Annotated in this window: 21 protein-coding genes; 10 read left to right on the top strand and 11 right to left on the bottom strand. The window is 72.6% G+C overall.

The annotated features are described in order from the left end of the window. Window positions 1-4 precede the first annotated feature (4 nt). The gene (locus AC6CH6_RS09100) at window positions 5-685 is read left to right on the top strand and encodes a hypothetical protein (RefSeq protein ID WP_498254886.1); all 681 of its coding nucleotides are present in this window, start codon (window positions 5-7) and stop codon (window positions 683-685) included. On the opposite strand, the gene AC6CH6_RS09095 is transcribed toward AC6CH6_RS09100, so the two are convergent. The 9 genes from AC6CH6_RS09095 to AC6CH6_RS09055 all read right to left on the bottom strand — a co-directional run bounded on the left by AC6CH6_RS09095 (window position 678) and on the right by AC6CH6_RS09055 (window position 8042). After that, window positions 678-1376, bottom strand: a complete 699-nt coding sequence (locus tag AC6CH6_RS09095; RefSeq protein ID WP_498254885.1) for an MOSC domain-containing protein — start codon at window positions 1374-1376, stop codon at window positions 678-680. The genes AC6CH6_RS09100 and AC6CH6_RS09095 overlap by 8 nt on opposite strands. Further along, the gene (locus AC6CH6_RS09090; protein ID WP_498254884.1) at window positions 1373-1774 is read right to left on the bottom strand and encodes a cation:proton antiporter; all 402 of its coding nucleotides are present in this window, start codon (window positions 1772-1774) and stop codon (window positions 1373-1375) included. Before AC6CH6_RS09090 ends, AC6CH6_RS09095 begins: the two co-directional genes overlap by 4 nt. Beyond that, window positions 1771-2028 carry a monovalent cation/H+ antiporter complex subunit F gene (locus AC6CH6_RS09085; RefSeq protein WP_133409601.1) on the bottom strand — a complete coding sequence of 86 codons (258 nt, stop codon included), beginning with the start codon at window positions 2026-2028 and terminating at the stop codon, window positions 1771-1773. The genes AC6CH6_RS09090 and AC6CH6_RS09085 overlap by 4 nt, the downstream gene beginning before the upstream one ends. Continuing rightward, on the bottom strand, window positions 2025-2444 hold the full coding sequence (locus AC6CH6_RS09080) for a Na+/H+ antiporter subunit E (protein ID WP_498254883.1): 420 nt from the start codon (window positions 2442-2444) through the stop codon (window positions 2025-2027). Before AC6CH6_RS09080 ends, AC6CH6_RS09085 begins: the two co-directional genes overlap by 4 nt. Continuing rightward, window positions 2441-3946, bottom strand: coding sequence for a monovalent cation/H+ antiporter subunit D family protein (locus AC6CH6_RS09075; RefSeq protein ID WP_498254882.1), 1506 nt, complete (start codon window positions 3944-3946; stop codon window positions 2441-2443). Before AC6CH6_RS09075 ends, AC6CH6_RS09080 begins: the two co-directional genes overlap by 4 nt. Further along, window positions 3943-4389 (bottom strand): sodium:proton antiporter, encoded by a 447-nt coding sequence (locus AC6CH6_RS09070; protein WP_498254881.1) that lies wholly within the window; start codon window positions 4387-4389, stop codon window positions 3943-3945. The genes AC6CH6_RS09075 and AC6CH6_RS09070 overlap by 4 nt, the downstream gene beginning before the upstream one ends. After that, the gene (locus AC6CH6_RS09065) at window positions 4389-7316 is read right to left on the bottom strand and encodes a DUF4040 family protein (protein ID WP_498254880.1); all 2928 of its coding nucleotides are present in this window, start codon (window positions 7314-7316) and stop codon (window positions 4389-4391) included. The genes AC6CH6_RS09070 and AC6CH6_RS09065 overlap by 1 nt, the downstream gene beginning before the upstream one ends. A 91-nt stretch (window positions 7317-7407) precedes the next feature. Further along, on the bottom strand, window positions 7408-7560 hold the full coding sequence (locus AC6CH6_RS09060) for a hypothetical protein (RefSeq protein WP_160291625.1): 153 nt from the start codon (window positions 7558-7560) through the stop codon (window positions 7408-7410). Between the two features lie 104 nt (window positions 7561-7664). Further along, complete coding sequence (locus tag AC6CH6_RS09055; protein ID WP_498254879.1) at window positions 7665-8042, bottom strand: hypothetical protein; 378 nt, start codon at window positions 8040-8042, stop codon at window positions 7665-7667. A 111-nt stretch (window positions 8043-8153) separates the two neighbouring features. Here AC6CH6_RS09055 and AC6CH6_RS09050 point away from each other — a divergent pair, with 111 nt between their 5' ends. From AC6CH6_RS09050 to AC6CH6_RS09040, 3 genes are all read left to right on the top strand, one after another. Next, window positions 8154-8993, top strand: coding sequence for an SIR2 family NAD-dependent protein deacylase (locus AC6CH6_RS09050; protein WP_498254878.1), 840 nt, complete (start codon window positions 8154-8156; stop codon window positions 8991-8993). A gap of 265 nt (window positions 8994-9258) precedes the next feature. Next, entirely contained in the window at window positions 9259-10098 is an 840-nt protein-coding gene (locus AC6CH6_RS09045) for an aldo/keto reductase (RefSeq protein WP_017835099.1), read from the top strand. 172 nt (window positions 10099-10270) lie between these two features. After that, window positions 10271-11797 (top strand): peptide MFS transporter, encoded by a 1527-nt coding sequence (locus AC6CH6_RS09040; protein WP_498254877.1) that lies wholly within the window; start codon window positions 10271-10273, stop codon window positions 11795-11797. A 22-nt stretch (window positions 11798-11819) separates the two neighbouring features. Here the strand turns inward: AC6CH6_RS09040 and AC6CH6_RS09035 are convergent, their stop codons facing one another. Further along, window positions 11820-12899 carry a nitronate monooxygenase gene (locus AC6CH6_RS09035; protein ID WP_498254876.1) on the bottom strand — a complete coding sequence of 360 codons (1080 nt, stop codon included), beginning with the start codon at window positions 12897-12899 and terminating at the stop codon, window positions 11820-11822. A 129-nt stretch (window positions 12900-13028) separates the two neighbouring features. Between AC6CH6_RS09035 and AC6CH6_RS09030 the strand changes: the two genes are divergently transcribed. From AC6CH6_RS09030 to AC6CH6_RS09020, 3 genes are all read left to right on the top strand, one after another. Further along, a complete protein-coding gene (locus AC6CH6_RS09030; RefSeq protein ID WP_498254875.1) occupies window positions 13029-14492 on the top strand; it encodes an APC family permease in 1464 nt (487 codons plus the stop codon). A 39-nt stretch (window positions 14493-14531) separates the two neighbouring features. Beyond that, window positions 14532-14921 carry a universal stress protein gene (locus tag AC6CH6_RS09025; protein WP_133409610.1) on the top strand — a complete coding sequence of 130 codons (390 nt, stop codon included), beginning with the start codon at window positions 14532-14534 and terminating at the stop codon, window positions 14919-14921. Window positions 14922-15048: 127 nt separating this feature from the next. Beyond that, window positions 15049-17289 carry an MMPL family transporter gene (locus tag AC6CH6_RS09020; protein ID WP_498254874.1) on the top strand — a complete coding sequence of 747 codons (2241 nt, stop codon included), beginning with the start codon at window positions 15049-15051 and terminating at the stop codon, window positions 17287-17289. Window positions 17290-17459: 170 nt separating this feature from the next. Here the strand turns inward: AC6CH6_RS09020 and AC6CH6_RS09015 are convergent, their stop codons facing one another. Further along, window positions 17460-18293, bottom strand: a complete 834-nt coding sequence (locus AC6CH6_RS09015; RefSeq protein WP_498254873.1) for a phosphatase PAP2 family protein — start codon at window positions 18291-18293, stop codon at window positions 17460-17462. A gap of 426 nt (window positions 18294-18719) precedes the next feature. Here AC6CH6_RS09015 and AC6CH6_RS09010 point away from each other — a divergent pair, with 426 nt between their 5' ends. From AC6CH6_RS09010 to AC6CH6_RS09000, 3 genes are all read left to right on the top strand, one after another. Then, window positions 18720-19052: a glutaredoxin domain-containing protein gene (locus AC6CH6_RS09010; RefSeq protein ID WP_206064005.1), complete on the top strand. Its 333-nt coding sequence runs from the start codon at window positions 18720-18722 to the stop codon at window positions 19050-19052. A 104-nt stretch (window positions 19053-19156) separates the two neighbouring features. Next, entirely contained in the window at window positions 19157-20350 is a 1194-nt protein-coding gene (locus tag AC6CH6_RS09005) for an ROK family transcriptional regulator (protein WP_498254872.1), read from the top strand. Window positions 20351-20538: 188 nt separating this feature from the next. Continuing rightward, a complete protein-coding gene (locus tag AC6CH6_RS09000) occupies window positions 20539-21954 on the top strand; it encodes a sugar porter family MFS transporter (protein ID WP_133409613.1) in 1416 nt (471 codons plus the stop codon). Window positions 21955-22013 lie beyond the last annotated feature (59 nt).

The raw sequence follows: 22013 nt of genomic DNA, 5'->3' as shown, positions 1-22013 counted from the left end.
ACCCATGGACTCCCTCGGCACCTGGCCCCGGCCCGTACCCGCGGACGACCGCGACTTCGACGTCCAGGTCATGCGGCGGCTGCGCACCGCTCCCGGCGACGAGGGGGCGCCCGACCGCCCCTCCCTGGGCGAGCGCCTGGGCACGTCGCTGCTGCTGGTGGTCCCCGTGCTGACCGCGCTCGCCGTGGTCCTGCTGTGGCAGCAGTGGTCCCGGTCCGGCTCGGTGCTCTACCTCGCCCTCGTCGCCGTGGTGCTGGTGGCCACGGCCCTGTGGTGGACGGCCCGGCTCAAGCGCGCCTTCAGCACCGCGCAGGGCCGGCTGGGCGCCCGCCTGGCGAACGTCGTGGAGCACGGCGTGGGCGTCGTCCGGGAGATCGCCCTCGAGCCGGTCGCCCAGGACGCGTCCGCCGCCGGGCGCACGGACGGGAGCGCAGCGGCGGACGCGGGGACGGGCGGCGGCCGCGTCCTCGCCCGGCTCGAGCTGTCCGTGACCCCGGTGCGGGGGGACCGCTTCAGCACCTCCGTGGAGGCCCTCTACGACGCCGACGCCGCGCTCCTCCTGGAGACCGGCTCGCACGGGCCCGTCCGTTTCCTGCGCGAGGACCCGGAGGGCACCACCGTGATCGACACCCGGCTCTCCGAGGAGCAGGTCGCGCAGGTCTACCGGGGCGCAGCCCTCAACTGAGGGCGGTGGCGGCTCGGCCGTCGCGCCGGTCGGCCGCCCGCTGCTCCTTCTCGACCCGCAGCCGGAGCTGCTGGCACAGGTCCTCGCCCGCCCGGAGCAGCTCCGGCATCCGGTGCCGCTCCGTGGTCTGGGCGCGGAAGGCGTCCGCCACGCCCACCCCGTGCCCGGCGCGGCGGGTGAGCTCGACCGGCAGACCGGCCCGCAGGGTGCCCGGCTCCAGGACCTTGAGATAGGCCCCGGAGCGGCCCCGCTCCGTGAAGCGCCGCAGCCAGCCGCGCACCTCCATACTCGCGCGGAACGTGCCGCAGGGGATGCGGGCGTCCGTGACCTGCAGCAGCACCCCGCCGATGCGCCAGACGTCGCCCAGCCGCGCGTCGTCGACGTCGACGCCCGAGAGCGTGAGGTTCTCCCCGAAGGAGCCGTCGGGGATCTCCCGCCCCAGCTCCTGCGCCCAGAAGTCCAGCTCCTCGCGCGCGAACGCGTACACGGCCTGGTCCGTGCCGCCGTGGTACTTGCCGTCCCCGATGAAGTCCCCGGCCAGGCCCGAGCCGAGACCGCCCCTGCGGGGGCCCGGGTCGCGGACCTCCACCGGTCCGTCCACGGGGTGCTTGCGGATGCCGGTGGCGCGGTTCGGCCGGGCGGGACTGACCTCGGACCGTCCCACGTTGACGCTGTGCACGCGTCCGGTCACGGCCGGACGTCCTCGCCGGGGCGTCCGGCCTCGTCCCCGGTGTGCTCCTCCAGCTCGTTGTGGTGGGTCGGTGAGTACACCGCCGAGCCGATGAGGTACCCGGACCGGGCCAGCGCCATGCTGCCCACGGCCGAGGTCACGAGCTGCAGGACCACCGCGGCGAGCAGCTTCACCGCGTTCTCCACGCCGGGCAGGAAGAAGAACGCCCCGGTGAGGACGAACGAGACGCCGAGGCCCGCGGCCGTGGCGATCGCCGAGGACCGGGTGTAGAGGTCGGGGAACCGGATGATCCCCACCGTGGCGGTGAGGAAGATCAGCGAGCCCAGGACGATGAACGCCTGCCCCACCACGCTCATCCACAGGGTGTCGTGCATGATCGGGTCGAAGTCCACACTCATCGCCTCCCCTTGGTCAGTGCGCGGGCCAGGGACAGGGTCGCCAGGAAGCCCACGAGGGTGGCGATGAGGACCAGGTCGAAGACCGGGGGGCTCATCGCCAGCACGCCGAACAGGGCGATGAGCCCCACCACGGCGAAGAACAGCAGGTCCGCGGCGATGGCCCGGTTGGCGTCGTTGGGGCCGCGGAACATCCGCACCCCGGCGACGAGGACGGAGGCGGCGAGCACGAGCACGCCGAAGAGGATGCCGATCATCGGGGTCCCCCTCCCGGTCGGATGCCGTTCAGCATGTGGGTCTCCATCTCCTGCAGGCTCGACCGGGCGTCCTGCGGTCCGTCCGAGTACATGGCGTGCACGAAGATGTCGTACTCCTCCGTGCCGGCGGCCCCGTCGTCCCCCGCGCCCGCGTCGGACGCGGCGCTGTGCGCGCCCTCCGGGGGCCGGGCCACGGTGGCAAGGGTCAGCGTCCCCGGGGTCAGGGAGATGAGCACGCTGAGCAGGACCGTCTCGAACTCGCTGCGGCACCGGGTCCGGTAGCGGATCACGATGGGCGAGGACCCCTGGCCCGGGGTGAGCACGTCGCGGGTCACCGCGACGTTGGAGAGGACCAGCTCCCAGGCGTACCAGAACAGGAAGCCGATCAGGCGCAGCGGCCAGGTCAACCACTTCACGAGTTCACCACCGCCTCCACGTACGCGCTGGTGTCCACGAGCCCGTCCGCTGCCGTGGCGGCGACGCCCAGCAGCAGCTCACCGCCCACGCCGAGGACGAGGGTGACGACCGCCAGGACGAGGGCCGGTGCGATGAGGCCCACCGAGATGCGGCGCTCCTTCGTGCCGACCGCGGCGACGACTTCGCTCGACGAGTCCTCCGGTTTTCCCAGGAACATCTTCCCCCAGATCTTGAGCAGGTACAGCAGCGTGAACAGGCTGACGCCGACCGCCACGAGGGCCACCACGACCTGCTGCTCCTCGAACGCGGCCAGGATCAGCGCCAGTTTGGCCACGAACCCCGAGAACGGCGGGATGCCGGTCAGGGACATGGCGGCGGCGAAGAACACCACGGCGGTGAGCGGCTCCCGCCGCAGCAGTCCCGTGACCTCGCCCAGCGGCTGCCGCCCGTAGGCGATCTCCACCGCGCCGGTGGACAGGAACAGGGACACCTTCACCACCGTGTGGTGCAGGAGGAAGAAGATGCCCGCGGTGAGTCCGGCGGCCCCGAACAGGGCGACGCCCAGCAGGATGTAGCCGATCTGGCTCACGGTGGAGTAGGCGAGGATCGCCCGCGCGTCCCGCTCCCCCACGGCACCGAGGACACCGACCACCATCGAGACGGTGAAGACCACCAGCCCGATCCACAGGTACTGCTCCATGCCGTCGAAGATCACGGCGTAGATCCGGTAGATCGCGTAGACCGCGATCTTCGTGTGCAGCCCCGAGAACAGCGCGGTGACGGTGGGCGACATGAACGGGTACGTGCGCGCCAGCCACCCGTGCACGGGAACCACTGCCGCCTTCACGGCCAGGGCGACGAGAGTCACGGCGACCGACACGGCCACGGCGGTGGACTCCGCGGCCCGGCCCGCCAGCTCGGCGAGGTTCACGGTGCCGGCCGTGCCGTAGACGAGCCCCACCCCCGCCAGGAAGATCGTGGAGGCCAGCAGGTTGACGCTCACGTAGATCCGCGAGGACGTGACCTGCATCAGCCGTCCCCGGCCGCGGTGGGCCAGGATGATCAACGCGTAGGACGGCACGAGCATGACCTCGATGAACACGAACAGGTTGAACAGGTCCGCCGTGAGCAGCGCCCCGTTGAAGCCCGCCGTGAGCACGAGCACCAGGGGGCCGAAGTAGCGCTTCTCCGCCTGCCCCGAGACCACCCCGAACCAGGAGCTGATCAGCGTCACGAAGCCGGTCGCGGTGAGCATCAGCGCGGTGAACAGATCGGCCGCGAAGGGGATGGCGATGCCGGCGGGCCAGCCGCTGACCCGGTGGGCCAGCACGGTGCCGCCGTCCAGGAGGGTGGCCACGAGCCACACGGCCCACACCACGTCCGCCCCGAGGACGGCGAGCAGCCCCGCCTTGCCGATCCGCCCGGAGCCGCCGGCGAGCACCAGCAGACCGGCGGCCAGCAGCGGGACGATGACGAAGAACGGGATCAGGTCCGCGCTCATGCGCGACCACCCCGCCCCGGGCGCTGCTCGGGGCGGGTGCCCACCGGGTCCGGGTCCGCGGGGGCGTCGCCGTGCGTCCCGGCGCTGTCTGCGGGGTCGTCCATCAGGTCAGGGGTCTCCATCTCCCGGCCGGTGAGCTCGAGATCGGTGTCGTCGTCCTCGTCGCCGGTCACGGCGAGCACGAGCATGTACATGGTGATGGCGAACGCGATGACGATCGCCGTCAGCACGAAGGCCTGCGGCAGGGCGTCCGCCGTGGTTGCCGGGTCCGGGGAGGAACCGAGGGGCTCACCCCGGCGGTCGATGCCGCCGGCGGACATGATCAGCAGGTTCACCCCGTGGCTGAGGAGGGCGAAGCCGATGATCAGGCGGACCATGCCGCGCCGCAGCATCATGAAGACGCCGCCTCCGATGAGCACGCCCACGGTCAGTGCGAGTGCCATCAGGAATCGTCTCCTCGGGGTCGGTCGGTGCGCTCGGCGGACGCCCCGGGGGGCCGTCCGGAACTCCGGTCGAGGACCCGGATGCTGCTGAGATCCATGGGCGCCGTGCTGGGGTGGTGCGGCTCGTCCGTGGTGGGGGTCGAGCGGGGGGCGGGACCGTCCACCGCGGTGGAGCCCACCCGCCGCAGGGGCGGTGGTTCCTTCTCCTCCACGCCGAGACGGCTGACCGCGGCCAGGATCACGCCGACCACCGCCAGGTACACGCCGACGTCGAAGAACAGCGCCGTGGTGATCGCGACCCCGAACACGTCGAAGTGGAGCGCGCGCAGGAACGAACCCTCGGCCAGGCCCAGGAGGCCCACGACCACCGCCACGGCGACCCCGGCGCCGATGAGCTTCACGTAGGGCACGCCGAGCCGGCTGACCCGGTCGTCCTGCGCCGAGAGATAGACCAGGGAGATGCCCGCGGCACCGATGAGGGCGGCGATGAACCCGCCGCCGGGGTGGTAGTGCCCGCGGAGCAGGAAGAAGAGGGACAGGACCACGATGACCGGCCCGAGCAGGCGCTCGGTGACCCGCAGGACCATGGTGTTGTCCCGGGCGTCGCTGATCGGCGACCCGGGCGGCTCCGTGATGGGGCTGTGCAGCTTGGGCAGCAGCCCCCGCGACTCCAGGGCCACGACGATCGCGATGCCGGCCACGCCCAGGACGGTGAGCTCGCCGAGGGTGTCCAGGGCGCGGAAGTCCACGAGGATCGTGTTCACCACGTTAGACCCGCCGGTCTCCGTCTTGGCCTCCGCGAGGAAGTACTGGCCCGCGTCGGAGAGCCCGCGCCGGCCGGTGAGCGCCCACGTGGCCACGGCGGCGGAGGTGCCCGCGAGGACCGCGACGACGGCCGCCGTGGTCGACCGCCGCTTCCCGGTCCGGTGGAAGGTGGAGGGCAGGCGGTTGAGCAGCAGGACGATCACCACCACGGTGAGGATCTCGACCAGCAGCTGGGTCAGCGCCACGTCCGCGGCGCCGAGCTCGTAGAACCACAGCGCGACCGCGAAGCCCACCACGCCGATGATCGTCACGAGGGCGATTCGGCTGCGCACCCCCAGCGCCAGGAGCACGCCGATCAGGACCACGCCGAGCAGGACCCAGTCCAGGGGGCGCGTCACATCCCCGTGCAGCGGCGGGACGTCGACCGTGAACACGCCGACGACCGTCAGCGCCACCAGCACGACCACGGGCGGGACCAGGTGCCGGTAGGGGGCGTCGGCGCGGGTGAGGCCGCCGATCCACGCGCCCAGGGCGACGGAGCCGCTGCGCAGCGCCTCGACCGTGCCCACCCCGGTGATGGGCGACAGCTCCCGGTCCAGGAGCCGGTCCACGCTCCTCCGGGCGAGCACCAGGATCGTGCCCAGGGTGAAGACCGCCACGGACATGTACAGCTCGGGGGCGAGGCCGTGCCACAGCCCCAGGTGGGGCTCGGCGTCGGGCCCGGCCACGGCGGCGGAGGCGGCACCGAGCAGCGGCTCGGCCAGCACGCCTCCCAGTCCCAGCACCAGACCGGCCACGGAGACCAGGGCCACGGGCGCCAGGAAGGCCGCGGAGGCCTCCTTCGGCGGGTCCTGGGCGGGGCGGCCGGGGAAGATCGTGATGATCATCCGGGCCGAGTAGGCGAAGGTGAAGGACGCGGCCAGGACCGCCACGGCGCCCACGAGCCACATCGCCGCGGTGGGCGCCGGGCTCTCCGCCATGGCCTTGAACATGGCCTCCTTGGAGACGAACCCGAACAGCGGGACGACGCCGGCCATGGAGACCGCCGCGAGCGTCATCACGACGGCCGTGACGGGCATCGTCCGCGCCAGCCCGGAGAGCTTGCGGATGTCACGGCTGCCGGCCTGGTGGTCGACGACCCCCAGGGACATGAACAGCGCCGACTTGAACAGCGCGTGGGCCGCCACGTGCACCACGGCCCCCACCACCGCGTAGGAGGTGCCGATGCCGATGGTCGCCGTCAGGAAGCCCAGCTGGCTCACGGTGGAGTAGGCGAGCAGCTCCTTGAGGTCGTTGCGCTGCAGCGCGAAAACCGCCCCCATCAGGGCGGTGAACAGGCCCACGGAGATCAGCAGGACGTTCCACACCGGCACCTCGCTGAGGGCCGTGGAGAAGCGCAGCATGAGGTAGATGCCGGCCTTCACCATGGCCGCCGCGTGCAGGTAGGCGCTCACGGGGGTGATCGCGACCATGGCGTCGGGCAGCCAGGCGTGGAAGGGGAACTGCGCGGACTTGGTGAAGGCCGCGAGGGCGATCAGCACCGCGACGAACGCGGCGAACCCGGGGGACGTGGACCACACGTCGTCGACGAGGATGTCGCTGAGGCGCGTGGTGCCGGTGGCCACCCACATCGCGACCACCGCGGCGAGCAGGCACAGCCCACCGGCCATGGTCACCAGGAAGGTCCGGATCGCCGGGTCCTTGGCGTGCGGGCCGGAGCGGGCGATGAGCAGGAAGGAGCACAGCGTGGTGAACTCCCACATCACGAACAGCAGGACCACGTCGTCGGCCAGGACCAGCCCGAGCATCGCCGCGGCGAAGAACGTCATGAGGGTGTAGAAGGCGCTGTGCGAGCCCTTGGCGAGATAGCGGGCCGAGTAGCCGATGACCACCGCGCCGATGACCAGCACGATGAGGCCGAAGAACAGCCCGAGCCCGTCGAGCCGCAGGTGGAAGGTCACGCCCAGGGTCGGCATCCACGGGATCTGCTGGGAGACCGCGTCGGCGTCCCCCCGGCCGTTCCACACCGCGACCAGCGCACCTGCGAGCACGAGGAGGCCCGCGGCGAGCGGCCAGCCGGCGTCGCGGCCCGCCCGGCGGCCCAGGACGGCCGCCGCAGGGCACAGCAGGGTGGTGAGAGCAAGAATGATCAGGAGGGACACGCCTGGCAACCGTCCGGTCGGTGGGATGGGAACGAGGTGGACTCGGCCGTCGAGTGACCGGCCGCGCCGGCCGGTGTCCCGGCCGGAGTGCTCAGGCGTCCCGGGGGCATCCGGAGAGCAGCGGCCCCCAGGAGTTCAGGTAGCCGTTCGTCCCGTTGGACACGCACCGGACCGCCGAGGACAGCACGCGGCCCGGCGGCACGGCGGGGCCGCGGCCGTGGACGTGGTTCCTGGGGCTGGTCATCGCCCCGAATTTACCATGACGTCCACCACGGTCCCCGGCGAGGTGCTGCGGTGCCCGTGACGGCTCTGCGCGCGGTCCGGCCGCCCTTCCGGCCGGTGACGGGATCAGCGCCGCTCCCGCAGGGGGCTCGAACCGGAGTGCGGGACGGTCGGGGTGGCGGCGGTCTCGGCGTCCGGCTCGACGGGCGCGCGGCGTGCCGCCGGCTCCGGCGGGAGCGCGTCCCCGAGGTCCTCGTCCCGGTCCTCGACGAGCTCCCCGTCGCCACCGCGGTCGCCGTCGTGGGGGGCGAGGGCCGGACGACGGCGCGGGGCGTCGTTGATCTCGGTGACGGACACGGCCATCGCGTTGAGCGCGAGACCGGCGAGCACGAACAGCCACGCCGCGACGGGGTACCACGCCAGACCGAGGACCACTCCGACCACGACGAGGGCGACGGAGGTCAGGTAGGCGGGGGTCAGCACGCGCTGGACGTTGAACTTCATGGTTTCCATTCCACCACGCGCGCGTGCGGATCGACCAACGGGCCCGGGCGTTTCCCCGCACCGGCACGGGCACCCTGGTCCGGGAGCCCCCGTGCGTATACCGTCGGCGGCATGGACGACCTCGACCCCGAGCTGCTCGAGCTGGCGCACTCCGCGCGCACCGTGACCGTGCTCTCCGGCGCCGGGATGTCGGCCGAGAGCGGGGTGCCCACCTTCCGGGACGCCGGCACCGGACTGTGGGCCCGCTGGTCCCCCGAGGAGCTGGCCACCCCCGAGGCGTGGGACGCCGACCCCGGGCTCGTCTGGTCCTGGTACCTCTGGCGGGCCCGCCAGGTGCGCCGGCTCCGCCCCAACGCCGGACACCGCGCGATCGCCCGGTGGGCGGACCGCGCCCGCGTCCACGTGGTCACCCAGAACGTCGACGACCTCCACGAGCGGGCGGGCTCCGCGGTCCTCGCCCACCTGCACGGCAGCCTGTTCGCGTTCCGCTGCTCGGGCTGCGGCGCCCCGTTCCCGGAGCGTCTCCTCCCGGGCCTGGCAGCGGAGGCCCGTCCGGAGGCACCGCCCGCTCCCCAGGAGCCCGACCGCGAAGGGCCGGGCCGCGAGCGCCCCCCGGTGTGCCCCTCCTGCGGCGGAGCGGTGCGGCCCGCGGTCGTGTGGTTCGGGGAGCAGCTGCCCGAGGGCGCCGTGGAGCGCGCCGCCGCGGCCGTGGCCGAGTCGGAGCTCGTGCTCGTGGTGGGCACGTCCGGGCTCGTGCAGCCCGCCGCCTCCCTGCCGCTGATCGCGGCCGGCCGCGGGACGCCCGTGGTCGAGATCAACCCCGAGGACACCGCGCTCACCCCGCACGCCGACCGGACCGTCCGGGCCGGCGCCGCCGAGGCGCTGCCCCGCCTCCTGCCCCCGCGGGACGACCGGCGCCCGGCCGCCCGGCGACCACGCGCCGACGGCTGAGCGCCCGCTGCCGGCCACGACCGCGGCTGCGGCTGCGGCTGCGGCTGCGGCTGCGGCTGCGGCTGCGGCCACCGTTCCCCGCCCTCCGGGGGCCTCCCGCTGCGGCCGGGCACCGGAGGCCGATTGCTGAGAGCAGAAAGCACGCTGTCCTTCTTGTCAGCGCGCGGCGACAGCAGGAGACTGTTCGACGGACACCGGGCCCGGACGAGCTCCTCCCGGCCCTCCCTGTCAGCCCCTGGCTGTCTCCCCACGAAAGGCACGGTCCATGACGCAGTCCACGACGCAGTCCCCGACCCTCACCCTGCACGACGGCAGGACCATCCCCCAGCTCGGCTACGGCGTGTGGCAGGTCGACGCCGACATCGCGGAGGACGTGGTGGGCCAGGCCCTCGAGGCCGGCTACCGCCACATCGACACCGCCATGATCTACGGCAACGAGGAGGGCGTCGGCCGGGCGATCGCGAACAGCGGCATCCCGCGCGACGAGATCTTCGTGACCACCAAGCTGTGGAACGACGACCACGGCCACGACTCCGCACTGAAGGCCATCGACGCCTCCCTGGAGCGTCTCGGCCTGGAGTACGTCGACCTGTACCTCATCCACTGGCCCACCCCGAAGCGCGGGAAGTACCTGGAGACCTGGAAGGCGTTCCAGGAGATCCGCGAGAGCGGCAAGGCCCGGTCCATCGGCGTCTCCAACTTCCCGCAGGAGGAGCTCCAGGAGATCATCGACGCGACGGGCGTGGTCCCCGTGGTGAACCAGGTGGAGCTGCACCCCTACTTCAACCAGTCCGCGCTGCGGGACTTCAACGCCTCGCACGGCATCCTGACCGAGGCCTGGTCCCCCCTGGGCCAGGGCGGCGACCTGCTGAAGGACCCGGTGATCGACTCGATCGCCCGCAAGCACGGCGCCACCCCGGGACAGGTCATCATCGCGTGGCACCTGGCGATCGGCAACGTGGTCTTCCCCAAGACCGTCACGCCGGAGCGGATCCGCGAGAACTACGCGGCCCTCGACGTCCGGCTCGACGACGAGGACGTCCGGGCGATAAGCGGCCTCGACAACGGCGGGCGGATCGGCTCCGACCCGAAGGACTTCAACTGAGTCCTGACTCCTTCCCGGCGACGCCCGGGACCGCGGTGGGTGCACCGCGGTCCCGGGCGTCGCCCGTCCCGCCGCCGGCACCGCCCACCGGGGGGTGAGCGCGACGGGGCCTCCCGGCCGCGGGCGCGCACCGATTGGTGCTCGACCGCCCGGCAGGCCGATCATGGTGCGCATGACCTTCCGGACCCCCCGCGCGGCGGAGGGCGCCACCAGCGCCCCCGACCCGCGCGACCACCACGACGACCACACCGGCACGGAGCTCCCCCGCCCCGACGCCCGGTCCTTCTTCGGCCAGCCGCGCATGCTGGCGAACCTGTTCAGCGTCGAGCTGTGGGAGCGCTTCTCCTTCTACGGCATGCAGGGCATCGTCCTGCTGTACATGTACTTCGCCACCACCGAGGGCGGGCTCGGCATCGACCGCGCCACGGCCGCGGGCATCGTGGGCGCCTACGGCGGCGCCGTCTACCTGTTCGCCATCCTGGGCGGGTGGGTCGCCGACCGGCTCCTCGGCTCCGAGCGGACGATGTTCCTCAGCGGCGTCCTCATCATGGCCGGCCACGTCTCGCTGGCGCTGATCCCCGCGGTCGCGGGCCTCACGATCGGCCTCGTCCTCATCGCGATCGGCTCGGGCGGGCTCAAGGCCACGATCACCAATCTCGTGGGCTCCCTCTACGACCGCCAGGACCCGCGCCGCGACGCCGGCTTCTCGATCTTCTACATGGGCGTGAACATCGGCGGACTCCTCGGGCCGCTCCTGACCGGCTTCGCGCAGAAGACCTGGGGCTTCCACCTCGGCTTCGGCCTGGCCGCGGTGGGCATGGCCTTCGGCCTGACCCAGTACGCGCTCGGGCGCAGGAGGCTTCCCGCCGAGGTCCACCACGTGCCCAACCCCCTGCCGCGCGAGCAGTACGGGAAGTGGGCGGGGATCGCCGCGGCGGCGATCGCCGTCGTCGTGGCCGCCACCCTCACGGGGGTGCTGAACGCGGCCAACCTCGCCGACGTCGTGGTGGGGGTGATCGTCGTGGCGGCCGTGGCGCTGTTCGTCCTCCTGCTCACCAGCAAGAAGGTCGACGACGACGAGCGCTCCCGCGTGCGGGCGTTCATCCCGCTGTTCATCGGCTCGGCCGCGTTCTGGGCGCTCTTCCAGCAGCAGTTCACGGTCATCACGATCTACTCGGACACCCGCCTGGACCGGACGCTGGGCGACTGGACCATGCCGATCTCCTGGGTCCAGTCCTTCAACCCGCTCTTCATCATCCTGCTCGCCCCGGTGTTCGCGGTGCTGTGGACGAAGCTCGGCGACCGCCAGCCCGCCACGCCCACCAAGTTCGGCCTGGGCATCGTGCTGATGGGGTCGGCGTTCCTGGTCTTCCTGCCGATGGTCGGGGTGGGCTCGGTGCCCGTCCTGTGGGCCGCGCTGATCCTGCTGGTCGCCACTCTGGGCGAGCTGATGGTCTCCCCGGTGGGCCTGTCCCTGTCCACCCGGCTGGCTCCGCGCGCCTATCCCGTGCTGATGGTCGCCCTCTTCTACCTGTCGGTGGCCCTGGGCACGGCCCTGTCCGGCGCGCTGGCCGGCTACTACAGCGAGCAGACCGAGGCCGCCTACTTCGGGACCCTGGGCGCCGTGACCATCGTCGTCGGCGCCGCCCTGCTCGTGCTGTCCCCCTGGATCCGGCGGATGATGCGCGGGGTGCGCTGACGGCCGTGCCGAGCACCCGCCGTCAGGGACCGGTCGGTGCGCGGAGGATGCCGCGCACCACCTCGGCGGCGGGGACCTCCTGCGCGGCCGCGAACTGCGGACCGGCCCACAGGGCGATGGCCTCGGGGTCCCCGGCCTGCGCCGCGGCCGCCCGGATGGGCTTCGTCATCTGGTTGACCTGGGGATATGCCGCTGGGGCCATATTCGTGAAGCGGTCGAGGAAACCGTTGCGCACCCCGCGCGCCAGCCGTCCCGAGAACGCGCGGGTCACGGCGGTCTCCGTGTAGCGGCCCGAGCCGAGGGCCTCCCGGTACGCGGCGGACGTCCCCGCCTCGTGCGTGCGCAGCAGCAGCGTGCCGACCTGCACGGCGTCCGCCCCGGCGGCCAGGGCCGCGTCCGCGTCCGCCGTGGAGGCGATGCCGCCCGCGGCCACGAGCGGGACGTCCACGGCGGCACGGACCGCGGCGACGAGCTCCACCAGGGGCTCCTCGCCCGGGACGTCCTCCGCGCGGTGGGTGCCCCGGTGGCCGCCGGCCGCCGGGCCCTGGACCGTCAGCAGGTGGGCGCCGGCCCGCACCGCGGCCTGGGCCTCCGGGACCGAGGTCACCGTGACGGACGTCGTGGTGCCCACCGCCGCGAGCCGCTCCAGCACGGTGGCCGCGGGGAGCCCGAAGGTGAACGAGACGACCGGGACCCGCAGCGCCTCGACGAGCTCGAGCTTGGCGGCCCACCCGTCGTCGTCGGCGGGGTCCGTGTCCGGCAGCTCCACCCCGTACCGGCGGGCCGTGTCTCCCAGCGCCTCCCGGTAGGCCGCGACCGACCGGTGCACGGCGGGGTCGACCGCCGTCCCGGGGGCCGCGGTGTTCGCCGCCTGCGGGACGAACAGGTTCACCCCGAACGGGCCGTCCGTGCGCGCCCGGACCTCCTCGACGTCCGCGCGGACACCCGCCGCGGGACGGTTGCCGGCGGCCAGGAAGCCCAGGCCGCCGGCGGCCGTGACGGCCGCGGCCAGTGCCGGGGTCGAGGGCCCGCCGGCCATCGGGGCGCCCAGGAAGGGGAGGCGGAGATCGGTCAGCCGGAAGCGGGGTGCTGTGCTCGTCATGGTCCCAGGCTAGGAACACGGCGGCTCGCCGTCACCACCTGGGCCGGGCGCGGGGCGTGGCATAGGCTGTGGCCACGGTCACCGCCTGCCGGGGCCCGCCAGCCCGTCACCACCGATTCGAGGCATCCGATGGCCCAGTCAGCCGAATCCGGGACCCGGTCCCGCCCCCAGCCGGAGCTCAAGCGCGTCATGGGCCCCGGCCTGCTCCTGCTGTTCATCGTGGGCGACATCCTCGGCACCGGGGTGTACGCCCTCACCGGGAACATCGCCGGGGAGATCGGCGGCGCCGCGTGGGCCCCGATCCTCGTGGCCTTCGTGGTGGCCACCATCACGGCGTTCTCCTACCTCGAGCTCGTGACCAAGTACCCCGGCGCCTCGGGCGCCGCGCTGTACACGCACAAGGCCTTCGGCATCCACTTCATCACCTTCCTCGTGACGTTCGCGGTGCTCAGCTCGGGCCTGACCTCCGCCTCGACGGCGGCCTCGGCCGTGGCCTCGAACTTCGCCCGCGGCTTCGGGCTGGAGGTGGGCACCACCGGGATCACCGTGATCGCGGTCAGCTTCATCGCGATCCTCGCCGCCATCAACATCCGCGGGGTCACCGAGGGCCTGGTCTTCAACGTGGTGCTGACGTCGATCGAGCTCACCGGCCTGCTCATCGTCATCCTCGTGGGGTTCTGGGCGTCCTTCCAGGGCCGGGCCGACTTCAGCCAGACCATGATCTTCGAGACCTCCGAGGACAAGGGCATCTTCCTGGCCCTCACCGCGGTGACCTCGCTCGCGTTCTTCTCCTTCGTGGGCTTCGAGGACTCCGTCAACATGGTCGAGGAGACCAAGAACCCCAGCCGCGACTTCCCGCGCGTGATGCTCTTCGGCCTCGGTCTGACGGGCGTGGTCTACATCCTGGTCTCGATCTTCACCGTGGCGGTCGTCCCCATCGGCGTGCTCGGGGAGTCGACCACGCCGCTGCTGGACATGGTCCGGATCGGCGCCCCCAACATCCCCATCGACACGATCTACCCGTTCCTGACGATCTTCGCCGTGGCCAACACCGCCCTGATCAACATGCTCATGGCCTCCCGGCTGCTCTACGGCATGGCCCGCCAGGGCGTGCTGCCGGACTTCCTGGGCCACGTCCTGCAGGGCCGGCGCACCCCGTGGTCGGCCATCGTGTTCACGAGCCTCCTCGCCATGGCGCTGATCGTCGTCATCAACAACATCCTCGGCAGCGGCACGGCGAGCGCCCTCGGCGGCACCACGGCCCTCCTCCTCCTGGGCGTGTTCACCATCGTCAACGTCGCGGCGATCATCCTGCGCAAGGACAACAGCCCCACCCACGACTACTTCCACGCCCCCCGGGTCCTGCCCTACCTGGGCGCGATCACCTGCGCCTACCTCGTGGGGCCCTGGGCACAGGACCTCATCGAGTACCAGATCGCCGTGGTCCTGCTGCTGATCGGGCTGGGCCTGTGGATCGTCAACTTCGTCTACGACCGCCTGTTCCTCGGCCGCAAGGTGCGGTTCGAGCACCCGGAGGCCCTCGCCCGCATGGAGGACGAGCCCGCGGACCAGGACCCGCACCGCGGCCCCTGACCCGCCCCGACCCACCGTGCCGCTACCCCAGGAGAACCCGTGACCGTCGTCGTCGGATACATGCCCACCGCCCCCGGACACGCGGCGCTGGACGCCGCCATCCTGGAGGCCGAGCGCCGCGGCACCGACCTGGTGGTGGTGCAGCCGCGGCCGAGGCGCCACCAGCCGCCGGAGGTCGAGGCCGACATCGACGTGGAGCGGGAGAAGCTCGCCCGTGCCGGAGTGCGCTACGAGCTGCGGGAGCCCGACCACGACAGCGACCCCGCCGACGTCATCCTCGACACCGCCCGCGACCACGGGGCCGAGCTCATCGTGCTGGGCATCCGGCGCCGCTCCCCCGTGGGCAAGATCATCATGGCGAGCACCGCCCAGCGCGTCCTGCTCGAGAGCCCCTGCCCGGTGCTGTGCGTCAAGGCCGTCTACGACTGAGCCCGGGATTTTATTTCTGTTTTCGAAATATTAGTCTGGTCCCAGACCCCGGCGCCTCCGGTCCCGCGGTGGGGTCCGTCGGTCGCCGCGGCTCCGACCTGCTCCTGCCGCTCGTGAAAGGCACGCCATGACCACCCCGGCCCCCACCGCGTCCCGTCCTGCCCCGTGGGCCGAGGCCCCCGGGTCCCCCGCACCCCCGCGGCGCTCCCGCTGGACCACGCTGCTGCGGATCCTGCTCCCGGCGCTGCTGATCGTCGGGTGGCTCGCGGTGGCCGGCGTGGGCGGGCCGTACTTCGGGAAGATCTCCGAGGTCTCCACCAACGACCAGTCCAGCTTCCTGCCCGAGTCCACCGAGTCCACCCAGGTCACCCGACTGCTGGGCGAGTTCCGGGACTCGGAGGCGATCCCCGCGATCGTCCTCCTCGCCCGAGAGGGCGGGCTGACCGCCGCCGACCGGGCGTGGGCCGAGGACGCCGCCGCGGCGGTGCAGGAGAGCGGTTTGGCCGTGGGAGAGACCTCGCCGCTGATCCCGTCCGAGGACGGAGAGGCCTTCCAGCTCGTCGTCCCCCTGCCCGACGGCGAGGTCGTCGACGACGTCGAGGCGCTCGCGGACCGGTTCGAGGAGGACCGGCCGGAGGGCCTGCAGAGCTACGTGACGGGCCCCGCCGGGTTCACGGCCGATCTCGTGGCCGGCTTCGAGGGCATCGACGGGATCCTGCTGGGCGTGGCGCTGGCGGTGGTGTTCGTGATCCTCCTCGTGGTCTACCGCTCCCCCGTGCTGCCCGTCCTGGTGCTGCTGACCTCGGTCTTCGCCCTCAGCGCCGCCATCCTGGTCGTGTACTGGCTGGCGGCCAACGAGCTCGTGACCATCAGCGGCCAGGTGCAGGGCATCCTGTTCATCCTCGTGGTCGGCGCCGCCACCGACTACTCGCTGCTGTACACGGCGCGGTACCGGGACGCCCTCCTGCACCACCGGGGACGGGCCGAGGCCACGCGGGCGGCCCTCAAGGGCTCGGTCGAGCCGATCGTCGCCTCCGGCGCCACCGTCATCGCGGGCCTGCTGTGCCTGCTGCTCTCGGACCTCGCCTCGAACAAGGCTCTGGGCCCGGTGGCCTCCGTCGGCATCGTCATGTCCGTCCTGGCGGCCCTGACCTTCCTGCCCGCGGTCCTCTACGCCACGGGACGGGGGGCATTCTGGCCGTTCCGGCCCCGCTACGACGCCTCGGGCGCGGAGCGCGTGCGCGTGGTCGAGCACGGGGCGGGCACCCGTCCGACCGTCGAGGGGCGGGGCGTGTGGGCCTCGGTGGCCCGGTTCGTGGCCCGCGCCCCGCGGGCGATCTGGGTGGTGACCACTGTGGTGCTCCTCGCCCTCGCCGGGTTCAGCACCCAGTTCGAGGCCTCGGGCGTGGAGCAGAGCGAGCTCGTGCTCGGCGAGTCCCAGGCGCGGGACGGCCAGGAGGCCCTGGCCCAGCACTTCCCCGGCGGCTCCGGCAGCCCCGCGGTCCTGCTGGTCCCGACCGGCTCCCTGGACGCCGCGGTCGAGGCGGTCGAGGGCACGGAGGGGGTGGCCGGCGTCGTCGCCGTCGCCGACGACTCCCCGTCCGGCACCCTGCCCCTCGGGGAGGACGCCCCGCCCCCGGCCGGGCCCTTCGCCGGGGCCGAGCCGACGGAGGCCCAGGGCCTCTATCAGCTCCAGGCCACGCTGTCCGACGCCGCCGACTCCCCCGAGGCCGAGCAGACCGTCCGGGAGCTGCGCGAGAACCTGCGCGCGGCGGACGCGGAGATCCTCGTGGGCGGCACCACGGCGACGAACATCGACACCAACGAGACCTCGATCGCCGACCGCACGCTGATCATCCCGGTGATCCTCGTGGTCATCACCCTGATCCTCATGCTGCTGCTGCGCTCCGTCCTGGCCCCGGTGCTGCTGATCCTCACCACCGTGGTCTCGTTCTTCACGGCCCTGGGCGTCTCCGCCCTCGTGTTCAACAACGTCCTGGACCTGCCCGGTGCGGACCCCTCGGTCCCGCTCTTCGGCTTCGTCTTCCTCGTGGCGCTGGGCATCGACTACAACATCTTCCTGATGTCCCGGGTGCGGGAGGAGTCGCTGGTGCACGGCACCCGGGCGGGCATCCTCCGGGGGCTCACCCTCACCGGCGGGGTGATCACCTCGGCCGGCATCGTGCTCGCGGCCACGTTCGCGGCGCTGGCCGTCATCCCGATCATGTTCCTGGTGCAGCTGGCGTTCATCGTGGCGTTCGGCGTGCTCCTGGACGCGCTGATCGTCCGGTCGCTGCTGGTGCCGGCCCTGACCTACGACATCGGCCGGGCCATCTGGTGGCCCTTCCACCGGCGGATCGAGCCCTGAGACCCGGCGGGGCGCCCGGAGCCACGACCGCGGGCGCCCCGCGTCCGGCGGTGTCCCGGTGACCCCCCGCACCCGGGCTCTCGACGGCCGCGCGGGATCCGGGTCTCCCGGGGGACCGCGGGCGCGCCGGCGCCGGGCCCGCGGTGGCCCGGAACGGTGCGGGCGGCGCGTCAGGCGGCGTGGTGGTCAGTCCGCCGGGCCACGACCGGCACCCGTGCCGTGTCCGGACGAGCGTCCTCCGCGGGGCTCTCCTCGGCGGCGGGCCCCTGCTCGACGTCGTGCCACACCGCGTCCTCCTGCTGCCAGCCGAAGCCGTAGGCGAGCGCGGGTACCAGGTGGTTGGCGAGACCGCACCCCACGGCCAGGCCCGCCCACGCGACGGGGAACGAGGCGAGGACGTCGAGGGGGTAGTGCACGCCCAGGTAGAGCCGGGACAGCCCGACGAGCACGGCCGTGCCCAGTCCCGCGACGAGGACGGCGGAGGCGGACCTCGACCGGCGCATCGCGAGGCAGAACGCCGCCGCGATGGCCAGTGCGGCACCCGCGTGCCCGGAGGGGAAGGACGTGAGGCCGTCCACGAGGACGAGGGGTTCCGGGAACGCCGTGCTGTCCGGCCGGGGGCGGCCGACGGCGACCTTCACCATCCCGACCGCGGCCCATCCGGAGAGCGCCGTGACGGCGAAGCCGGCGGCGTCCCAGGGCCGCCGGCGCGCCAGGGCGAGCCAGGCGGTGAGAGCGGCGATGATCGCGAACGCCCCCGGGGTGGAGAACGCGTGGTGCAGGACGAGCGCCAGCGCGTCCAGGACGCCGAGGCGCGCCGCGTCGAGCCGGTGCAGGACCTCGATCTCCTGTGCCGCGACTCCCGGGGAGTACACCAGCAGCCGCCCCACGGTCGCCGTGACGAGCACGACGATGAAGGGGACGACCACCCACTGGTGCAGCTGGGGGAGGGACCAGGTGGAGCGGGCCGGCCGGGGGGAAGAGTGCTGCGCCGGAATTGCCATGCCCACCACCATGACACACGCCACGTTCCGGGAGTCCCCGAACGCCCGCCCCGCAGAAGAGTTCGGGAAGAATTCCCCGAATCGGTACAGAGAATGACAAATCATGAAGCTTGGCGGCGGGAACGGTGCCGGAGGAGCCGCTGTGTGACGCTCGGCGTCCCCCGCGCGACATCGGGACCACCATCAGCCGGAAAAGGCTGATGCTCGGGCAAAGCCACGGAGTTTCACGTGGAACGCCGAACATTCGCGCGGAGATCAATCTCCATCGGGTCTTGCCGATGACGGGCACCGCCACGACGGGCCTCCGCCTCCCTCTTACCACTTTCAGTTCCTGTCCCCTCATCGGGGGACAGCTCTTGACGTGGAACGGTCCGGATAGACTGGGCCGCCACTCCCACCCTGCCGCCCTACCCGCGAGGAGCCCCCGTGTTCAAGAAGGACAAGTCCCGCAGCCGCCGCCCGGCCGCCTCCCACGCCGAGGCCGTGCAGCACGTGGCGGAGGGCGGGGTCGCCATCTACTGGCGGCCCGGGTGCCCGTTCTGCGGCATGCTCGAGCGTGGACTCGGAGCGGACGCCGAGCGCGCCGCGTGGACCAACATCTGGGAGGACCGGGACGCCCTGGCCTTCGTGGAGTCCCTCAACGACGGCAACGCCACGGTGCCCACGGTGGTGACCCGCGACGAGCACTTCGTCGCGGCCTCCCCCGCCCAGGTCGCCGCCGCCAGAGGGCTGATCGCCGAGGCCGGCAAGGTCCTCTGAGAGCAGGCGGGCGGAACCGCCGGCCCAACTCCCCCTGTCTTCGACCTGTGAACGCTGATTAGGATGACAGTCCTGTTCACGTTCACCGGTGAAAGAGGACGATGATGTCCGAGTCCGCAGGGTCCCCCGTTCCACCCGGTTCGCAGACGTCCCTGCGCAACGCCAACCAGCGCCGGGTGCTCGACACGGTGCGCCGTGACGGGCACCTCACCCAGGCGCAGATCTCCCGCCGCACCGCGCTGGCGCCCTCCACGGTGTCCAGCATCGTCCACCAGCTGATCGGCGCCGGCCTGCTCGTCATGGAGACGGACGGCGCCGGCCGCCGCGGTCAGCGCATCGGCTTCCGGGGCTCGGCCGGCCACGTGGTCGGCATCGACGTGGGACACCGCCACGTCACGGTGGCCGTCGCGGACCTGAACCAGAGGATCCTCGCCCAGCGGCGTCACGAGCTGCCCGCCGAGCACCGCTTCGCCGAGGACCTCGAGCTGGTCGGCCGGACCCTCGACGCCCTCCTCCGGGAGCACGGCACGGCACGGTCCGGGCTGCTCGCCGCGGGCCTCACCCTCCCGGCCCCCGTGGACCTCGAGGGGCGGCTGGTCAGTGCGAGCGCGATCCTCCCGGCGTGGAGCGGGATCGACGTGCGCGAGGAGGCCGGCCGCCGGCTCGGGCTGCCCGTCGTCGTCGAGAACGACGCCAACGCGGGCGCCCTGGGCGAGCACGCCTGGGGCGCCGGGCGCGGAGCGCAGCACATGGCCTACCTCAAGATCGGCCACGGCGTGGGCGCCGGTCTGATCCTCAACGGGTCCCTCTTCCGCGGCGCCACCGGGTCCGCCGGGGAGCTCGGCCACACGACCGTGGACGAGCACGGCCGGGTGTGCCGGTGCGGCAACCGCGGGTGCCTCGAGACCTACGTGTCCTCCGGGGACGTCACCGGCCTGCTGAGCGCCACGCACGGGCCCGACCTGACCGTGCCGGACCTCGTGGCCGCGGCGCTCGCCGGCGACGTCGGCTGCGGGCGGGTCATCGGCGACACCGGCCGCCTGCTCGGCACGGCGGTGGCCAACCTGTGCAACACCATCAACCCGGAGCTCGTGGTCGTCGGCGGCGAGATCGCCCGGGCCGGCGAGCTGCTGCTCGGCCCGCTGCGGGAGGTCGTCTCCCGCCAGGGGGTCCGCGGCAGCGTCCGGGACCTGCGGATCGAGACCGCCCGGCTGGGGATCGAGGCGCACGTGGCGGGCGCGGTGATCCTCGCCCTGCAGCACGCGGAGCTGCCCGTCGGGGCCCTTCCGGCAGGATGACGCGCCGGACGACACCTGTCTTCGACTAATGGACATTCAGCGCACTGAGTTTTAGTGTGGACCGCGTCACACGAACCCTGCGGCGTCGGCGGGTGCGTCCGCCCCGGGGTGCGGCGGACGGCACGTCCCGGGCCCACGCCGTTTCCTCCACCAGCAGCCGATCTCTCCACCAGCAAGGGAGCTGTCCGATGAGCCAAGACGCCACGACCCCAACGGTCGCGGAGCACCCGAACACCTCGGCGGTCCTCCGGATCAGCATCATCGCCGCCTTCGGCGGCTTCCTCTTCGGCTACGACTCCGCCGTCATCAACGGCGCGGTCTCCGCCATCCAGGAGGAGTTCGGCGTCAGCCCGGGCCCCCTGGGCTTCGCCGTGGCCTCCGCGCTGCTCGGTGCCGCCGCCGGCGCCTTCTTCGGCGGACGGATCGCCGACCGGCTGGGCCGCGTCCCCGTCATGAAGATCGCCGCGGTGCTGTTCCTCGTCAGCGCGATCGGCTGCGGCGTGGTCGACAGCTTCGGCTGGCTGATCTTCTGGCGCGTCGTCGGAGGCGTCGGGGTGGGCGTGGCGTCCATCATCGCGCCGGCCTACATCGCCGAGATCGCCCCCGCCGCCGTGCGCGGGCGGCTCGGCTCGCTGCAGCAGATGGGCATCGTGCTCGGCATCTTCATCTCCCTGGCCGTGGACGCCTGGCTGGCCGCGATGGCCGGCGGCTCCACCCAGGAGCTGTGGTGGGGCCTCGAGGCCTGGCGCTGGATGTTCATGGCCGAGGCCATCCCGGCCCTCGCCTACCTGATCGGCGCCTTCACGATCCCCGAGTCCCCCCGGTACCTCGTGGTGGAGGGCCGCTCGGACGAGGCCCACGCGGTGCTGGCGAATCTGCAGGGGGACGCCTCCGCACGGGAGCGCGTGCGCCTGATCAAGGAATCCCTCATCACCGAGCACAAGCCGCGGATGTCGGACCTCAGGGGCCGGACCGCCGGGCTCAAGCCCATCGTCTGGGTCGGCATCGGCCTGGCCGCGCTGCAGCAGTTCGTCGGCATCAACGTGATCTTCTACTACTCGAACGTGCTCTGGCAGTCCGTGGGCTTCACCGAGGCGGACTCGTTCACCATCACGGTGATCACCTCCATCACCAACGTGGTGGTCACCATCGTGGCGATCGCCCTCGTCGAGAAGGTCGGCCGCCGCCGGCTGCTGCTCATCGGCTCGGCGGGCATGACCCTGTCCCTGGGCACGCTGGCCGTCCTGTTCGCCACGGCCAACGTGGTCGACGGCGCCCCGGTGCTCGGGCCCACCGCGGGCCCCGTGGCCCTCGTGGCCGCCAACCTGTTCGTGGTCTTCTTCGGCGTCTCGTGGGGCCCCATGATGTGGGTCCTGCTCGGCGAGATGTTCCCGAACCAGATCCGCGGCGCCGCGCTGGCCGTGGCCGGGTTCGTGCAGTGGATCGCCAACTGGCTCGTCACCGTGACCTTCCCGGCCCTGGCGGCCTTCTCCCTGGGCGTCGCGTACGGGCTCTACGCGTTCTTCGGGCTCGTCTCCCTGATCTTCACGATCAAGATGGTCCGCGAGACCACCGGCATCGAGCTCGAGGACATGCAGGACTGAGCACCGCGCAGGAGCCACGACGGCGGCGGTGGTCGTCCCCTCCGGGGGAGACCACCGCC

This window comes from Kocuria sp. GQ42 (assembly GCF_059758435.1).
The sequence above is the reverse complement of the archived record's forward strand: the minus strand, read 5'-3'. Positions and strand labels throughout refer to the sequence as shown.